The sequence below is a fragment of the Comamonas testosteroni TK102 genome (assembly GCF_000739375.1).
Taxonomy (GTDB): domain Bacteria; phylum Pseudomonadota; class Gammaproteobacteria; order Burkholderiales; family Burkholderiaceae_C; genus Comamonas; species Comamonas brasiliensis.
This window is the reverse complement of the sequence record NZ_CP006704.1, coordinates 2,360,709-2,375,928: the sequence shown is the minus strand read 5'-3', so window position 1 is coordinate 2,375,928 and position 15,220 is coordinate 2,360,709. Positions and strand designations below refer to the sequence as shown.

13 protein-coding genes and 2 tRNA genes are annotated in these 15,220 nt (G+C 62.0%); 7 read left to right on the top strand and 8 right to left on the bottom strand.

Annotated elements, in window-relative coordinates:
• Positions 1 to 58 precede the first annotated feature (58 nt).
• From O987_RS10815 to O987_RS10800, 4 genes are all read left to right on the top strand, one after another.
• Complete coding sequence (locus O987_RS10815) at positions 59 to 484, top strand: NfeD family protein (protein WP_003056382.1); 426 nt, start codon at positions 59 to 61, stop codon at positions 482 to 484.
• A 90-nt stretch (positions 485 to 574) separates the two neighbouring features.
• Positions 575 to 1,495, top strand: coding sequence for an SPFH domain-containing protein (locus O987_RS10810; RefSeq protein WP_003056384.1), 921 nt, complete (start codon positions 575 to 577; stop codon positions 1,493 to 1,495).
• A 91-nt stretch (positions 1,496 to 1,586) separates the two neighbouring features.
• Positions 1,587 to 1,677, top strand: a tRNA-Ser gene (locus O987_RS10805).
• Positions 1,678 to 1,761: 84 nt separating this feature from the next.
• A tRNA-Ser gene (locus O987_RS10800) sits at positions 1,762 to 1,852 on the top strand.
• A 289-nt stretch (positions 1,853 to 2,141) separates the two neighbouring features.
• Here the strand turns inward: O987_RS10800 and O987_RS10790 are convergent.
• The 3 genes from O987_RS10790 to O987_RS10780 all read right to left on the bottom strand — a co-directional run bounded on the left by O987_RS10790 (position 2,142) and on the right by O987_RS10780 (position 7,935).
• A complete protein-coding gene (locus tag O987_RS10790) occupies positions 2,142 to 3,548 on the bottom strand; it encodes an efflux transporter outer membrane subunit (RefSeq protein ID WP_043372144.1) in 1,407 nt (468 codons plus the stop codon).
• On the bottom strand, positions 3,545 to 6,691 hold the full coding sequence (locus O987_RS10785) for an efflux RND transporter permease subunit (RefSeq protein ID WP_043376342.1): 3,147 nt from the start codon (positions 6,689 to 6,691) through the stop codon (positions 3,545 to 3,547). The genes O987_RS10790 and O987_RS10785 overlap by 4 nt, the downstream gene beginning before the upstream one ends.
• A 65-nt stretch (positions 6,692 to 6,756) precedes the next feature.
• Positions 6,757 to 7,935: an efflux RND transporter periplasmic adaptor subunit gene (locus O987_RS10780; protein WP_019043350.1), complete on the bottom strand. Its 1,179-nt coding sequence runs from the start codon at positions 7,933 to 7,935 to the stop codon at positions 6,757 to 6,759.
• A 193-nt stretch (positions 7,936 to 8,128) separates the two neighbouring features.
• Between O987_RS10780 and O987_RS10775 the strand changes: the two genes are divergently transcribed.
• Together O987_RS10775 and O987_RS10770 are read left to right on the top strand one after the other, a co-directional pair.
• Complete coding sequence (locus O987_RS10775) at positions 8,129 to 8,692, top strand: TetR/AcrR family transcriptional regulator (RefSeq protein ID WP_003056390.1); 564 nt, start codon at positions 8,129 to 8,131, stop codon at positions 8,690 to 8,692.
• A 129-nt stretch (positions 8,693 to 8,821) separates the two neighbouring features.
• On the top strand, positions 8,822 to 9,214 hold the full coding sequence (locus O987_RS10770; RefSeq protein WP_043372142.1) for a VOC family protein: 393 nt from the start codon (positions 8,822 to 8,824) through the stop codon (positions 9,212 to 9,214).
• A 51-nt stretch (positions 9,215 to 9,265) separates the two neighbouring features.
• On the opposite strand, the gene O987_RS10765 is transcribed toward O987_RS10770, so the two are convergent.
• From O987_RS10765 to phaR, 5 genes are all read right to left on the bottom strand, one after another.
• Positions 9,266 to 10,603 carry a tetratricopeptide repeat protein gene (locus O987_RS10765; protein WP_080731498.1) on the bottom strand — a complete coding sequence of 446 codons (1,338 nt, stop codon included), beginning with the start codon at positions 10,601 to 10,603 and terminating at the stop codon, positions 9,266 to 9,268.
• A gap of 254 nt (positions 10,604 to 10,857) precedes the next feature.
• On the bottom strand, positions 10,858 to 11,250 hold the full coding sequence (locus O987_RS10760; protein WP_003056394.1) for a VOC family protein: 393 nt from the start codon (positions 11,248 to 11,250) through the stop codon (positions 10,858 to 10,860).
• Positions 11,251 to 11,396: 146 nt separating this feature from the next.
• Positions 11,397 to 12,161 carry an SDR family oxidoreductase gene (locus tag O987_RS10755; protein ID WP_003056395.1) on the bottom strand — a complete coding sequence of 255 codons (765 nt, stop codon included), beginning with the start codon at positions 12,159 to 12,161 and terminating at the stop codon, positions 11,397 to 11,399.
• 151 nt (positions 12,162 to 12,312) lie between these two features.
• Positions 12,313 to 13,695 (bottom strand): DUF1329 domain-containing protein, encoded by a 1,383-nt coding sequence (locus O987_RS10750; protein ID WP_043372138.1) that lies wholly within the window; start codon positions 13,693 to 13,695, stop codon positions 12,313 to 12,315.
• A 216-nt stretch (positions 13,696 to 13,911) separates the two neighbouring features.
• Positions 13,912 to 14,457, bottom strand: coding sequence for a polyhydroxyalkanoate synthesis repressor PhaR (phaR, locus tag O987_RS10745; RefSeq protein WP_003056399.1), 546 nt, complete (start codon positions 14,455 to 14,457; stop codon positions 13,912 to 13,914).
• A gap of 262 nt (positions 14,458 to 14,719) precedes the next feature.
• On the opposite strand from phaR, the gene O987_RS10740 reads away from it, so the two are divergent.
• Positions 14,720 to 15,211, top strand: a complete 492-nt coding sequence (locus O987_RS10740; RefSeq protein ID WP_019043344.1) for a hypothetical protein — start codon at positions 14,720 to 14,722, stop codon at positions 15,209 to 15,211.
• The last annotated feature ends 9 nt before the right edge of the window (positions 15,212 to 15,220 follow it).

Genomic DNA, 15,220 nt, shown 5'->3' with positions numbered 1-15,220 from the left:
GGCTGTTTTTAACCCAGAATGTGGTGCACTAAATACAGCCCTTAACAGGAGTTCAGATATGGATCTCTCCACCGCATGGTGGTTGCTTGTCGGTTTGCTGGTCATTGCAGAGCTGTTGACCGGCACTTTCTATCTCCTCATGCTGGCTCTGGGTGCCATTGTCGGCGCACTGTGCGCTCATTTCGGCATGGGCACCAGCAGCCAGATCGTCGCCGCGGCGCTGCTGGGCTCGGGCGCCGTCCTCGTCTGCTATCTGCTGCGCAAGCGCAGCCCGCGCAGACAGCCCGCCTCCAGCAATCGCGATGTCAACATGGATGTGGGTGAGACCGTGGTCGTGGAGCAGTGGAACACCGACGGCACGGCCCAGGTCCGCTATCGCGGCGCCACCTGGACCGTCATGGGACGCCAGGGCGCCCTGCCCATTCCCGGCCCCCACCGCGTGGCCGAAGTCATCGGCAACCGCCTGCTGGTTGACAAGATCTGATCACCGCCCAGCCCCGGCATGGTTATGCTGGACGCTGGAACGCCTCGCACTCTTTCTTCACACCAACGCCCCACAAGGGCTGGAGACAATATGGATTACGCAGTCCCTCTCGCCATCGCCATCATTGCCGTCATCTTCATCGTCCGCTCGATCAAGGTGGTCCCCCAGCAGCATGCATGGGTCAAGGAGCGTCTGGGCAAATATGCAGGCACGCTCACGCCCGGCCTGAACTTTCTGATCCCGTTCGTCGACCGCATCGCCTACAAGCACAGCCTCAAGGAAATTCCCCTGGACGTGCCCAGCCAGGTCTGCATCACGCGCGACAACACGCAGCTGACTGTGGACGGCATTCTCTACTTCCAGGTGACCGACCCCATGCGCGCCAGCTATGGTTCGTCCAACTACATCATGGCCGTCACCCAGCTCGCCCAGACCTCGCTGCGCAGCGTGATCGGCAAGCTGGAGCTGGACAAGACCTTCGAGGAACGCGACATGATCAACGCCCAGGTCGTCAATGCCATCGACGAGGCCGCGCTGAACTGGGGTGTGAAGGTGCTGCGCTACGAAATCAAGGACCTGACACCGCCCGCTGAAATTCTGCGTTCCATGCAGGCCCAGATCACGGCTGAACGTGAAAAGCGTGCCCTGATCGCCGCTTCCGAAGGCCGCCGCCAGGAGCAGATCAATATCGCCACCGGCGAGCGCGAGGCCTTCATCGCCCGCTCCGAAGGCGAAAAGCAGGCTGCCATCAACAAGGCCCAGGGCGAGGCCGCAGCCATCACCACCGTGGCCGAAGCCACCGGACAGGCACTGGAGCGCGTGGCCACGGCCATCCGCCAGCCCGGCGGCGAGCAGGCGGTACAGCTCAAGGTGGCTGAAAGCGCCGTGGAGGCCTACAGCAAGGTGGCAGCAGACTCCAACACCACCCTGGTCATTCCTGCAAACATGACCGAAGTCTCCGGCCTGATTGCCTCCGCCATGAAGATGGTGCAAGTGGGCAAGAGCGCCTGACCGCCTCACCTGATGCGCCGTGCAGAAAAGAACTTTCTGCACTTTCATTTTGAGGTCGAAATTTCTGGTTAGAATAGCGGCTTCATCACACGGAGCGGTGGATGAGTGGTTTAAGTCGCACGCCTGGAAAGCGTGTGTGGGTTAATAGCCCACCGCGGGTTCGAATCCCGCCTGCTCCGCCAGATTTTAAAATCAAGTCGACCACACTTGGTTTTTTACTTCAGCAATGAAGTATTTTTGGGATCGCTGTGGAGCGGTGGATGAGTGGAGCGGTGGATGAGTGGTTTAAGTCGCACGCCTGGAAAGCGTGTGTGGGTTAATAGCCCACCGCGGGTTCGAATCCCGCCTGCTCCGCCAAATGACAAAAGGCCTTGAAGCAATTCAAGGCCTTTTTTCTTTTTAGCGCATTCGGCAGTGAATGCGAATTGAATTCACGGTGCAGCATTAGCGCCACATGAATCCAGCCTGGCACCGGCGAATGCGAGGGACTGCATGGTGTTGGCGAGCCAGCAAGCAGTCTTGCCGCCGCCCATGCGCAAAAAAAGAGCCTGGACCGCGTCCTGGGCTCTCGCGCCCGCAGCGCCGGATTGCTCCTGGCGGCCGAGCTCGTGTGAGGCTGGTTGACGAGCGACAAGCCAAGCAACACTCAACCAGCCGCTCGACCCCAGCCTCCGCCCAGTGCCTTGAACAGGGTGGCCAGGGCCATTTGCCGCTGAGTACTGACCTCGATCAGAGCCATCTGCTGCGCAAAGTCCGTGCGCTGTGCATCCAGATAGCGCAGATGGCTGTCCAGCCCGGCGCGATAGCGCAGCTCGGCGAGCTTGAGCGTATTCGCGCTGGTCTGCACCAGCCGCTGGCGGGCCAGCTCCTCGCGCCTCAGGGTCTCGACGGAGGCCAGCGCGTCACTGACTTCACGAAACGCCGTCTGGATGCTGCGCTCGTAACTGGCTATCGCCATGTCCTTGCGCAGCTGCGCGATCTCCAAATTGGCGCGATTGCGGCCGCCATCAAAAATCGGCAGGCTGAGCTGCGGCATGAAGGACCAGGAGCGCTGGCCAGCGGCAAACAGATCGGAGAGCTCAGCACTGGCAGAGCCGTAGGAGCCCGTGAGGGAAATGCGTGGAAAGAATGCGGCCCGCGTAGCGCCGATGCTCGCATTGCGCGAACGCAGTTGGTATTCGGCGGCACGGATGTCCGGGCGCAGCTCCAGCAGATCGGACGGCAGGCCGGCACCGATCTCCTGCACCAGGGGAGCGGCACTCAGATCCGCTGCCGCCTGGACCGAGCCATCGCCCACCAGCCAGTCCAGCGCGTTTGCCGCCTGGCGCAGCTCGCGTGACAAGCGCTCGACTTCGGCGCGCGCCAGTTCGAGCTGGCCTTGAGCCTCCTGCTCGTCCAGGCGGCCGGCCGTGCCGGTCTTGCGACGCTCGCTCATCAGCTGCCACTCCTTATCGCGCGCCTGCAAGGTGCGCAGCGCCAGGACCTGGCGCTGCCGCGCGCTGTCGTGCGCCAGCGAGGCCTGGATCACTTCGGCGACCAGACTGATCTGCACGCTGCGCGCGGTCTCCTCGGTGGCCAGGTATTCCATCAGTGCGGCCTCGGACAACGAGCGCATGCGGCCGAAGAGATCAAGCTCGAAAGCCATCAACCCGACGCCAGCCTGATAGTTGCTCTGCACCCTGGCCGCTCCCGTGCCGCTCAGATCGGCAGGCAGGCGCTGGCGGTTGCCACTGGCCTGCGCTTCCAGACCGGGCAGTTGGTCCGCACGCTGCACGCGATAGGCCGCGCGTGCGGTCTGCACATTGAGCAGCGTCTGGCGCAGATCGCGGTTGTTGGCCAGCGCTGTTTCGATACGCGAGCGCAGGCGCTCATCGATCACGAAATCCTTCCAGTGCAAGCTCTGCACCGATACAGGTGTGGCTGCCGAGGCCGCACTCCAACTGCCGGGGATGGGCGCAGCAGGCCTGTCGTAGGTCGGCGCAAAAGAGCAGCCGGCCAGCACCACGGCGATCAGTGTCAGCACCGCGGTGCGCATGGGGTTTGGCCCGTTCATGCGGATTCTCCTTCGGAGTCTGAGTTTTTTTCCTGAGGCACTGCGCGACGCTTGCGCCGCAGCGAGAGCACGAAGACAAAGAAGATCGGCACGAACAGCACGCCCAGCAAAGTCGCGCTGAGCATGCCGCCGATCACGCCGACACCAATGGCGGCCTGGCTGGAGGCACCCGCGCCGGTTGCCAGCGCCAGCGGCACCACCCCCAGGATGAAGGCCAGCGAAGTCATCACGATGGGACGAAAGCGCAAACGGGCTGCCTGCAATGCTGCCTCCGTCAGCGAATGGCCGCGCTCGTGCAGGTCCTTGGCGAACTCCACGATCAGGATGGCGTTCTTGGCCGCCAGGCCAATGATGGTGATCAGGCCGACCTTGAAGTACACGTCGTTCGAGAGACCCAGCGCCGACGTGGCCAGCACCGAGCCCAGCGCGCCTACGGGCACGATCAGCATCACGGCTGCGGGAATGCTCCAACTTTCGTACAGAGCCACGAGCAGCAGGAACACCACCACGATGGCCAGTGCGAACAGCTTGGGGGCCTGTGCGCCGGCGGCCTTTTCCTGATAGGACAGCGCCGTCCACTCGTAACCTATGCCGCGCGGCATCTCGCCCAGAATGCGTTCGAGCTCGGCCATGGCCTCACCCGTAGTGTGGCCGGGCTTGGCGTCGCCCGCGATTCGGAAGGCCGGATAGCCGTTGTAGCGCGAGATCTGCACCGGCCCCTGCTCCCACTCCACGCTGGCAAACGAGGCCAGCGGCACCTGCTCGCCCTGGACATTGGGCACATACAGGCGCAGCAGGGCTTCGGGCGTCATGCGCGCGGCCGTGTCGGCCTGCACCACCACACGCTGCAGACGCCCGGCATTCGGAAACTCGTTGATCACGGCCGAACCATAGGCCGTGGACAGCACGGCACTGATGCTCGCGAAGCTCACGCCCTGGGCCTGGGCCTTGCGCCGATCTATGTCCAGGCGCAGCTGCGGCGCATCTTCGAGGTTTTCCATCATCGCGTAGGCGATCACCGGCGAGGCATTGGCCTTCTTCAGCAGTTCGTCGCGCGCGGCAACCAGGGCCTCGCGGCCCAGATTGGCGCGATCCTGCAGACGCAGCGCAAAGCCGCCGGAATTGCCCAGGCCGTCGATGGGTGGCGGGTCCACCGCCATGGCCGCACCATCGGACAGACTGCCGAAGCGCTGATTGAAGGCCTGGACCTCGTCCCACGACGCCTGCCCCTTGCCGCGCATGGACCAGTCCTTGAGCGTGACGAAGGCCATGGCCGCGTTCTGCCCCATGCCCGAGAAGCTGTAGCCCATCAGGAACTCGGCCTGGGCCGTCGCAGGGCGGCTCTTCACATAGGTTTCCATGTCGCGCACCACAGCCTCCGTGCGTGCTTCGGTCGCACCCGGAGGCAGTTGCACGCTGACGATGTAGTAGCCCATGTCTTCATAAGGCACAAAGGACTCGGGCATGCGCGTATAGGCAAAGCCCAGCCCGCCCACGATGGCTGCATAGATAAGCATATAGCGGCCCGTGCGCTTGACCAGACGCTGGTTGAGAAGGGAAAAGCGCTCGGTCAACTTGGCAAAGTGCCGGTTGAACCAGCCGAAGAGACCTTTCTTCTCCTCGTGGTGATCTTCGGCAACAGGCTTGAGCAGCGTGGCGCACAGTGCCGGCGTGAATGTCAGCGCCAGCAGGCCCGAGAACAGGATGGAGACCGCCAGCGACAGCGAGAACTGACGGTAGATCACGCCCACCGAGCCGCTCATGAAGGCCAGGGGCAGGAACACGGCCACCAGCACCAGCGTGATGCCGACGATGCCCCCCGAGACCTGCTGCATGGCCTTCACGGTGGCGGCCAGCGGCGTGAGGCCCTCCTCGGCCATGAGACGCTCCACGTTCTCCACCACCACGATGGCATCGTCGACCAGGATGCCGATGGCCAGCACCATGCCGAACATGGTCATCATATTGACCGAGAAGCCCAGCGCATACATCACCGCCAGGGTGCCGGCCAGACACACCGGAACCACGATGGTGGGAATCAGCGTATAGCGCAGGTTCTGCAGGAACAGCCACATCACCAGGAACACCAGCACCACGGCCTCGACCAGGGTCTGGATCACCTTGCCGATGGCGACTTCGACAAAGCGTGAGGTGTCGTAGGGCACGGCGTACTGAATATCGTCCGGGAAGTTCTGCGACAGCTCGGCTAGCCTCGCCTTGACCGCCTTGGCGGTCTGCATCGCATTGGCACCAGGTGCCAGTTGCACGGCGGCCGCCACTCCTTTGTGGCCGTCCTCGCGCGAGGCAAAGCTGTAATCGAGCTGGCCGACTTCGAGACGCGCCACATCGGCCAGGTGCACGGCCGAGCCGTCGTCCCTGGCCTGCAGCACGATCTGGCCGAACTCCTCGGGCGAACTCAGCGTGCCCTTGACGGCAATCGTGGCGCTGAGCTCCTGCTCGGACGATCCGGGCTGGCTGCCGAAGCTGCCTGCCGGCACCTGGGCGTTCTGCGCGGCAATGGCCGCGTTCACGTCCGCCACCGACAGGCCGTAGCCCAGCAGCTTCTGCGGATCGACCCAGACCCGCATGGCGACATCGGCGCCGAAGTACTGCACCTTGCCCACACCGGGCACGCGGCGGATCTCGTTGTTGATGTTGCGCACCGCATAGTCGGAGAGGCGGACCTCGTTCTTGCCGCTGTCGTCGCCCTTGTAGGTCAGCGAATAGATCAGCAGGAAGTTGGCGCTGGCCTGTTCGACCTGCAAGCCCATCTGCATCACCGAGGCGGGCAGCCTGGCCTCGGCCTTCTTGATACGGTTCTGCACCTCGACCTGGGCCAGTGCGGGATCGGTGCCCGGCGCAAAGGTGGCCGTGATTTCGGCCAGGCCCGTGGCGCCGCTGGACGAGTCGAAGTACAGCAGACCCTTGGTGCCGTTGAGTTCCTCCTCGATGACGCTGGTCACCGACTCCATCACCGTGGTGGCTGATGCCCCCGGATAGGTTGCCGAGATGGAGATCTGCGGTGGCGCCACATTGGGAAACTGCGCCACAGGCAAGGCCGGGATCGCCAGCAGGCCGGCCAGCAGGATGAAGATCGCAACCACCCAGGCCAGCTTGGGGCGATCAATAAAAAACCGGGACATCATCTATCCTTGAATAAGGCTTGTCTTTTTTGGCATTCAGCGCCTTCAGAATCAGCGCATATTGCTCATTTTTTTGAAGTAGCTTCAGAGTCTTTGACGACGCCAGCTTCAGCTGCAGCGGCCGCTCGGATCTGCACCTTGGTGCCGGGCACGGCTGCCGCAAGGCCTCCGACCACCACCCTGGCGTTTTCCTTGAGGCCCTCGGTGATATGCCAATCGGAGCCGTACATGGCACCGGTTCTCACCTTCTGGGACTGCACCATGTTCTGCTCGTCGAGCACCAGCACATGGGCCAATCCGTCGGCGCCGCGCTGCACCGCGCGCTGAGGCACGAGAATGGCCGCAGGATCCTCGCCCAGGCCCAAGGTCACGCGCACATACATGCCGGGCAGCAGCAAGCCATCCTGGTTGGGGAACTCACCGCGCAGCGCCAGCTGGCCGGTACCGCGATCCACCGTCACATCCGAGAACAGCATCCGTCCCTGGCGTTTCTGATCCAGGCCGTCAGCCACCAGCGTCACCAGAGTGCTGCGTGGCGACTGGCCCTGCAGTTGCTGGGCACGCCAGCGCGTGGCCAGCGCGGCAGGCTGGCGAAAATCGGCGTAGACGGGGTCCAACTGCTGGATCACCGCCATCGCTGTCGCTTCCCCCTGGCCAACCAGGGCACCTTCGGTCACCAGGGCACGGCCGATGCGGCCGGCGATCGGAGCTTTCACCGTCGCATACTCCAGGTTCAGGCGTGCCGCCTCCACTTCGGCCTGGGCCGATTGACGCGTGGCCATGGCACTGTGCAGCGTAGCCTTGGCGCTGTCGAAATCCTGGCGGCTCACAGCCTCCTGCGCCACCAGCGGTTCGTAGCGGCGCACCACGGACTGCGCTTCCGACAGCGCAGCCTCGGCTCGCGCCAGCTCGCCCCGGGCCCGCGACAGCGCAGCGCGCAGCGGCGCCGGGTCGATGCTGAACAGCACCTCGCCAGCCTTCACATCGGCGCCCTCCTTGAAATGGCGGCTCAGCACAATACCCGGCACACGCGCACGCACCTCGGCCACGCGCACAGGCTCGATCCGCCCGGGCAGTTCAGCGCTGAGGCTCAGCGCCCTGGGCTTGACGGTCACCACATCCACCTGCGGCAGCTCCTGGGGCTGACCACCCGCTTCCGACTGGATGCAACCGCTCAACATCATTGCGGCCGCCAATGCGGCCAGGGCCGGCCAGGCACGCACATTCTGGCTTTTCGTCTTCATGGCTTTTGAGTCTTGTCAAATCTTGAAAGACGCGCATGATGCATGAAAAAGTTTTTTGAATCAAATTTGATTCATTAAGGCCTATATTGATTCTTGATATTTTGCTGATGTGTAAAGTTGCCAGCTCTTGCTTTTAGACTCGCTGATTGAATCAAAATAGGTTCATCCGTATCCGCCCCAACCGGAGCTACGAATGACAACAGCCCCCCACGACAACACAGCAATCCTCCCCCCATTGGCCCTGGCCCTGGTCAACCACCCACGCGCCACCTTGCAGGAGCTGGCCAAGGCCATTGGCATCAGCAAGGCCACGCTCTACCGTTTCTGCCCCACGCGCGATCTGCTGATCAAGCGCCTGCTGGAGCAAAGCCTGCGCACGCTGGACGACGCACTGGACGAAGCCCGCATCGAGGAAGGCCCGGTGCTCGAGGCCCTCAAGCGCCTCAATGCCAAGCATCTCGAACACCGCGAATTCACGCTGTTTCTGACCTATTACTGGAACGAGGTCGAAAAGCCCATGGAGGAAAATGCGATCTGGGAGCCCAAGGTCGACGCTTTCTTCCTGCGCGGCCAGCAGGAAGGCGTGTTCCGCATCGATTTCAGCGCGGCAACATTGACCGAGCTCTGGCTGGGAACCGTGATCGCCCTCATAGACGGCGAGCGCCGCGGTCGCATCCCCCGCGCGCCGCTGGCGCAGCTCGCAGAGCAGGCTTTTTTGCAGGGCGTCATGCGCCAGGACGGGCCGGCGACAGCCTGACAGAATCGACCCGGACTGCAGCCTTGACGGCAATGCCTGCCTGCAACTGCACCATGCTCATGCCGTTCCCCTGCAACGCGAGCTCGCGTGCCCTCACACTCGTTTTCACAATCAGAGAGCAGCCTTGTCATGATCAGCCACCTCGACCACCTGGTACTCACAACGGCCAACGAAGCCCAATGCATACACTTCTACACCGAAGTCCTGGGCATGCGACTGGAGTCCTTCATCGGCGGCAACCCGCCCGTGGAGCGCAAGGCCTTTGTCTTCGGCCAGCAGAAGATCAATCTGCATGTGAAGGGGCGCGAGTTCGAACCCAAGGCCCACACTCCTGTGCCCGGTGCCCTGGATCTGTGCTTTCTGGCCTCGGTGCCGCTGGACAAAGTCATCATGCGCCTGCAGCAGTTGTCGGTTCCGATTGCCGAAGGTCCCGTGATGCGCACCGGTGCCACATCGAAAATCCGCTCCATCTATGTGCGTGACCCCGACCTGAACCTCATCGAGATCTCGGAGCCGGCCTAGCCGTGCTCGCGCTGGCAAGCCGGGGCCCGCGAAACGGCCCCGCTTGTCGGCTCAGAGCTGTGCCAAGGCCTTTTTTGCCGGTGCATGGCCTTGGGCGGCAGCGCGCTGCAACCATTCACGCGCGAGCCTGGCGTTCTTTTTCACACCCTGACCATCCCGGTACAAGGTGCCCAAGGCATATTGGGCCGGCGCATCCTGCTGCTCGGCGGCCAGACGGTACCACTTGAGCGCCTGGGCCAGGCTCCTGTGCACACCATCGCCATTCTCGTACAGAGTGCCCAGGTTGTACTGGGCCTTGGCATAGCCTTGCTCGGCTGCCATGGCGAACCATTTGGCAGCCTCGGCGTAGTTGGGCTTGTCGAAACCCTTGCCCAGGTACTGGAAGACGCCGACGTTGTACTGGGCCAGCACATTGCCTTTGAGCGCCGAGTTCAGGTTTTCCATGTACCCCATGGACTGCGCAAACGAACCGGCTTCGACGGATGCCGCAGAAAGCTGCTGCAGGCGCTCGGCGGCGGCCGCATGCTGGTACTTCAGTGCCTGGGTGTAATAGGCGATCGCTTCCTTATCGTTGCGATACTCGCCCTCGCCCTGCTCAAACAGGCGGCCCAGTTCATAGTACGCCTCGCCCGAGCCACGGATGGCTACAGCATGCAGGAGCAGCACGGCTCGCTTGTAGTCGGGGGCCACACCCTGGCCTTCGAAGCAAATCTTCCCCAGCAGCAATTGGGCTTTTTGCACGCCTTTGTCTGCCAGCGGGGTCAGCCATTTCGCGGCTTCGGCATGGTTCTTCTCAACGCCTTCGCCAAGGTAGTACATCTCGGCCACCGTGAACTGCGCGAGCACATCGGCTTGCTGCGCCGCCATCAGATACCAGCGAAACGAGACCTGCAGATCCTGGGCCAGCAGCTCGCCTTTGCGGTAGACAAAGCCCAGACTATTTTGTGCTGTCGCAGAGCCCTGTTGCGCGGCGCGCTCCAGCCATGCGACACCTGTTGCTGCATTCCGCTCAACCGCTTCGCCTCTTAGATAGATAGTTCCCAGCAGGTTCTGCGCATCGAGATTGCCAGCGTTTGCAGCCTGATGAATGCGTGCCAGGCCTGCCTCAGGATCTTTCTTCACGCCTTCGGCACCCAGCACATAGACCAGGCCCAGCAGATACTGGGACGGCGCATGCTGCTGATCGGCGGCCAGCCTCAGCCAGCGCAAGGCATCGTCGGCATTCTTTTCCACGCCCTTGCCGTAAAGATAGGCCTTTCCCAGCTCGTACTGTGCCGCGACATCGCCGGTCTTTGCGGCGTTGACCGCATCGCTGGGCTGGGCCTGGGCACAACCCCAGAACGAGAGCCAAGCCGAGAGAACCAAAGCACCAGACCATCTCGCAAGCATTGCGTCTCCTGTTCGCAAAAAAAGAGGCGAGTATATAGAAGCGATGCCTTATCGACAAAGCGCTTCCAGCTATCAAAAACATATCGACCCGCCTCAAACCGGAGACGGTTTCCGATGCAGCTCGCGCTTGACTGCAGGCACCGGGCCGCCTGCCGGCCCGCAAAATCTTTCCTGCTCCCCGGCTCGCTGCGGTTGCGGTTGCGGTTGGGGCTGAGCACCAGGATTGGCCGGCGACGGCCAACCACCTCTTGGGCTCAGGCATTCATGGGCGTACAGAGCTCCACCACACAGCCATCGGGGCAACGCAGATAGGACACCACCTGCCCCCAGGGCTTGGCTGTCGGTGCTGCCATCTCGGCAGCGCCGGCGCTCAGCGCGTTTCGATGGGCCTGCTCGACATCTTCCGTGACCAGCGCGATTTCAAAGCCCAATGGCTTGGCGGAGCTGTGCGCTTCGACATGGCCTCCCGGAAAATTCAGCCCACCCAGCTCATGGGCGGCAAATGCCAGCGTCGTCTGCCCGGTCTCGAGCTCGCCGTAGGTTCCGGATTCATGCAGAAAACGCCGCTGCATGCCGAATGCGCGGGTAAAGAAGTCCAGAGATGCCGGGACATCGGGGACATAGACGATTGTGTAGCCCAGTTTCATGAAACACCTTCTCAAAGCTCGAGCGAATTGGAACGTTGAACGCGCGCCTGTCTGCTGTTCAGTGCCGTCATCCTACTCAGCAAAACGACGAAGGCCTTGAAATGATTCAAGGCCTTCGTGACGGTCTGCCGGATTCAAGCCGTCATCTACAGCCCCATGCCCAGAATCGAGTTATCGGCATGCAGTTCGCTGCCGCTCATGACGCTGGACGCGTCGCTGGCCAGAAACAGCACCAGCTGTGCAATGCGCTCGGGCATATAGGCACGTCCGGCGCGATTGCGCTCGGGATCATGCAAGACCATTTCCTGGCTCACGCCCTTGGGCAGCGAAGCCTGCATCATCGGCGTATAGATGCCATCGGGGTGGATGGAGTTGACGCGAATCGCATAGCCTTGCTTGCGGCAGTTCAGCGCAGCAGCGCGCGTCAGCGCGGACACGGCCGCCTTGCTGGCGCTGTAGCCCGCATATTGCTCCACGGGCAGCCAGCTCGATACCGAAGCCATGTTGATGATGGAGCCGCCGCCCTGCTTCATTGCCGCAATGCCCTGCTGGCAGCCGATGAAGACCGACTCGGTGTTGATCCTGAGCAGGCGGCTGAAATCCTCCAGACGCCCGGTTTCCATGTCGCCCGGCAGCAGGATGCCGGCGTTGTTGACCAGCACATCGAGCCTGCCCAGACACTGCTGCACCGCCGCCATCACAAGCTTCCAGTCCGTCTCGCTGCTCACATCATGGCGGACGAACATGGCGTGCTTGCCCAGCTCCGCCGCCAGTTGCAGACCTGCCGCTTCATTGATATCGCTGAATGCGACCTTGGCACCTTCGGCAAGAAGCAGCTTCACCACTTCCAGCCCCACGCCGCTGGCGCCACCAGTGACCAGGGCCACCTTGCCCTGCAAACGATTTGTCATCCTCTGTCTCCTCGTGATTTTTTCTCGGCCCTGAACAGGGCATTGCCACTGCCACACAAAAAAGGAGGCGCAAGCGCCTCCCAGCCTGGCCGGCAAACAGCCCGCAGCCACACCAATGTGCACCCCAGGCTGTTTGCCGGATTCATGTTCTTCAGTTGCCGGCGTTACGCGCCGCCTCGGGCGTAAACATGGCTGCGGTCATATTGCCCTTGTTCAACACAGGGCCCTGGGGGCGCTCCTGGAACAGGTTGTAGGCCACATAGCCGCCGGAGTTCAGGTCGTGATAGAAGCTGGTGCCCGCATGCCAGATTCTGGCGTCGAAGGCGTAGTAATGGTTGACCACCGCCTGCAGCCACAGCTGACCACGGGCATCGTAGTAATCGCTCATCAGTGCCTGACCGGTATCCTCGTCAAGGAACAGCACGCGCTTGCCGAACATGTGGCGATAGCCGTCCTTGAGCGAAGCCTCCAGCACCCAGACACGGCGCAGCTCGTAGCGCATGTAGTCGGGGTTTTCATGGCCGGGTTTGAGCAGGTCTGCATACTTCACGCTGCTGCCGTGAATCTTGTAGGCATTGGCCGGCACATAGACTTCCTTCTTGCCCAGCGACTTCCAGTGGTAGCGCTCGGGCGAGCCGTTGAACAGGCGGTCGGAGTCAATGGTCAGCTTGCCACCGGTGCCCGACAGAGGCTGATCGAAACCGTATTCGGGAATCTGGCGAACCCGGCGGGTGCCGGGGTCATAACTCCAGCCCAGGCGCTTTTCCTTGCCGAACTCCACCGGCTCGGACACCACGCTGACGCCGCCCTTCTCACGCTCGGGCAGCCTGACCGCATTCATGCCCTGGGACATGGGGCTACTCAGTGGCTGCCCGGCATTGGCCGGATCGTTGACCTGGCTGAAAGCGCGGTTGTCGGCCCGACCCCAGACGATGCTGCCATCGGCCAGCACATTGGCATTGTCACGCAGCGTATGTTCGGTAAAGGCACGTGATGGCAGCAGGTTGTTGAAGGCCAGCTCCAGACCACTGCGGGGAAACGGAAAGGGCAGCGCGCCCTTGACCGCCCCCGTGGTGCCCTGGCCGTCGGCATTCATCACGGCCTCCTGGGCGTTCTTCCTGGCAGCCGCGCAGACGGCATCCGAGAAGCGGAAGTCGCGGTGCCCTTGATAGACCGGGATGCGATAGGTCCTGGGGTATTTGGCAAACATGGCCTTCTGGCCTTCTGTAAGGCGCTCGGCGTACTGGGCCAGATTCTCTGCCGTGATGGTGAACAAAGGCTTTTCACTGGCATAAGGGTCCACAGGATGCAGGCCCGCATGCGGGTTGTATTGAATGCCGGGTGGCGTGCCCAGCCATTTCCCGGTGAACTCCGGCACGCCACTGGCCGTGCCCGCTTTTTCTCCGCCCGTGCATGTCAACGACTTGCCCAACCTGGCCAGTTCATCAGGCGTTGCCCTGGCCCAGACAGCCCCCGCCAACAACGCGCCTGCGGCCAGGACCGCCAGCGAACGGGCCCCCACTCCTAACTTCATGCCTAGTCTCCTTGGATGCATTGCCATGCATCTACCTGTCATTGAACTTCTCTTGTCGTTGTTCTTCCTTGCCGGCTCGCAATTGCGAAGCAACGAAATCATTGTTCGGCCGGAGACAATCAAGGGCATCGTCAATTGGGACTAGCGCAGGCAGGCCAGCGTAGCGGCCATAAAAAAAGCGGGCCGCTGGCCCGCTCTGGAACAGTATTTGAACGTTCAGCGCTTGATGCCGAACACTCCCAGCATCTGCTCTGTCTGCTTTTGCATCTGCTCCTGCATCTGGGTGAACATGTTCTGGGACTGCTCCATATAGCTGCCCATCAAACCCTGCATGGCCTGAGGCTGCATGCTCATGAACTGCTTCCAGGCTTCGGGATTCGCGCCCTGGGACTGGCCCGCCAGCTTGCTCTGGAAGTCCGTGAACATCTGCACGTTCTTTTCGATATAGCTTCCCATGAAGCCCTGCATGGCATGGCCATAGAAGCGGATGATGTTGGCCAGCATCGCTTCGGAGAACATGGGTGCCCCACCGGCCTCCTCCTCCAGAATGATCTGCAACAGAATGGAGCGCGTCAGGTCTTCATTGGTCTTGGCATCCCTGATGACCACCGGCTCGCTGTCCATGACCAGTTGCTTGACTTCGGCCAGCGTGATGTATGAAGAGGTATTGGTGTCGTACAGACGACGGTTGGGGTACTTCTTGATGATTCGCTGCTTCCCCGCCTGGACATCACCGTCTTTGCCCTCTTTGCTTTCTTGCATTGCAAGTCCTTTATGTTCTGGGGGTCTGCCCCGTCGTCAATTGAGCTATTGCAGTGCAACAGATTTTAGGCAGTGCGCAAGCCGTCCCGGCAAGCAGTAACCCTGACAAACAAGCTTGTCTGCGCTGCAACAAAGTCGCACCACCGTCACAGCCTGCACCAGGTCTTTGCCATTCATTCACAAAAACAGCTTGCTGTCTGGCGAAATAAAGCTTGCAGAAGGTTTACAGTGCCTTTCGTTGTTTGACGAAAGGCTCAACGGAATGATCTCCACCAAAACACGCAATGCTGTTTGTCTGACCGCCCTGCTGGCTGCTGCCGGCTTCATGACTGCAGCTCAGGCCCAGCCCGATGCCGCAGCAGCCGATGCAGCCAAGGCCGCCGCACCGCAGGCTGCACCTGCAGCCCAGGCAGCCCCTGCCAATGTGGATGCAGCTGCCGCTGACGCAGCCTTGCGCAAACGCCTGCAAGCTGTAGTGGCGGCCATGGACGGCAAGTCCAAGCTGGCCGCCAGCAATTTCAACGAGGAGTTCCTCAAGAACTCTCCCATCGACACCGTGCAGAAAGCCCTGGACTCGGTGCGCACCGGCGTAGGCAGTTGCCAGACGGTCGGTCGCATGGAAAGCTCCACGCCTCTGGCCACCAGCGTGCTGCTGAGCTGCACCAAGGGCTTCGTGCCCATGGAGCTGGCGGTCGAGCCCAAGGCCCCCTACCGCATCTCCGGTATCTTGCTGCGTCCGGCATTCTGGAAGTAAGCCGTTGCC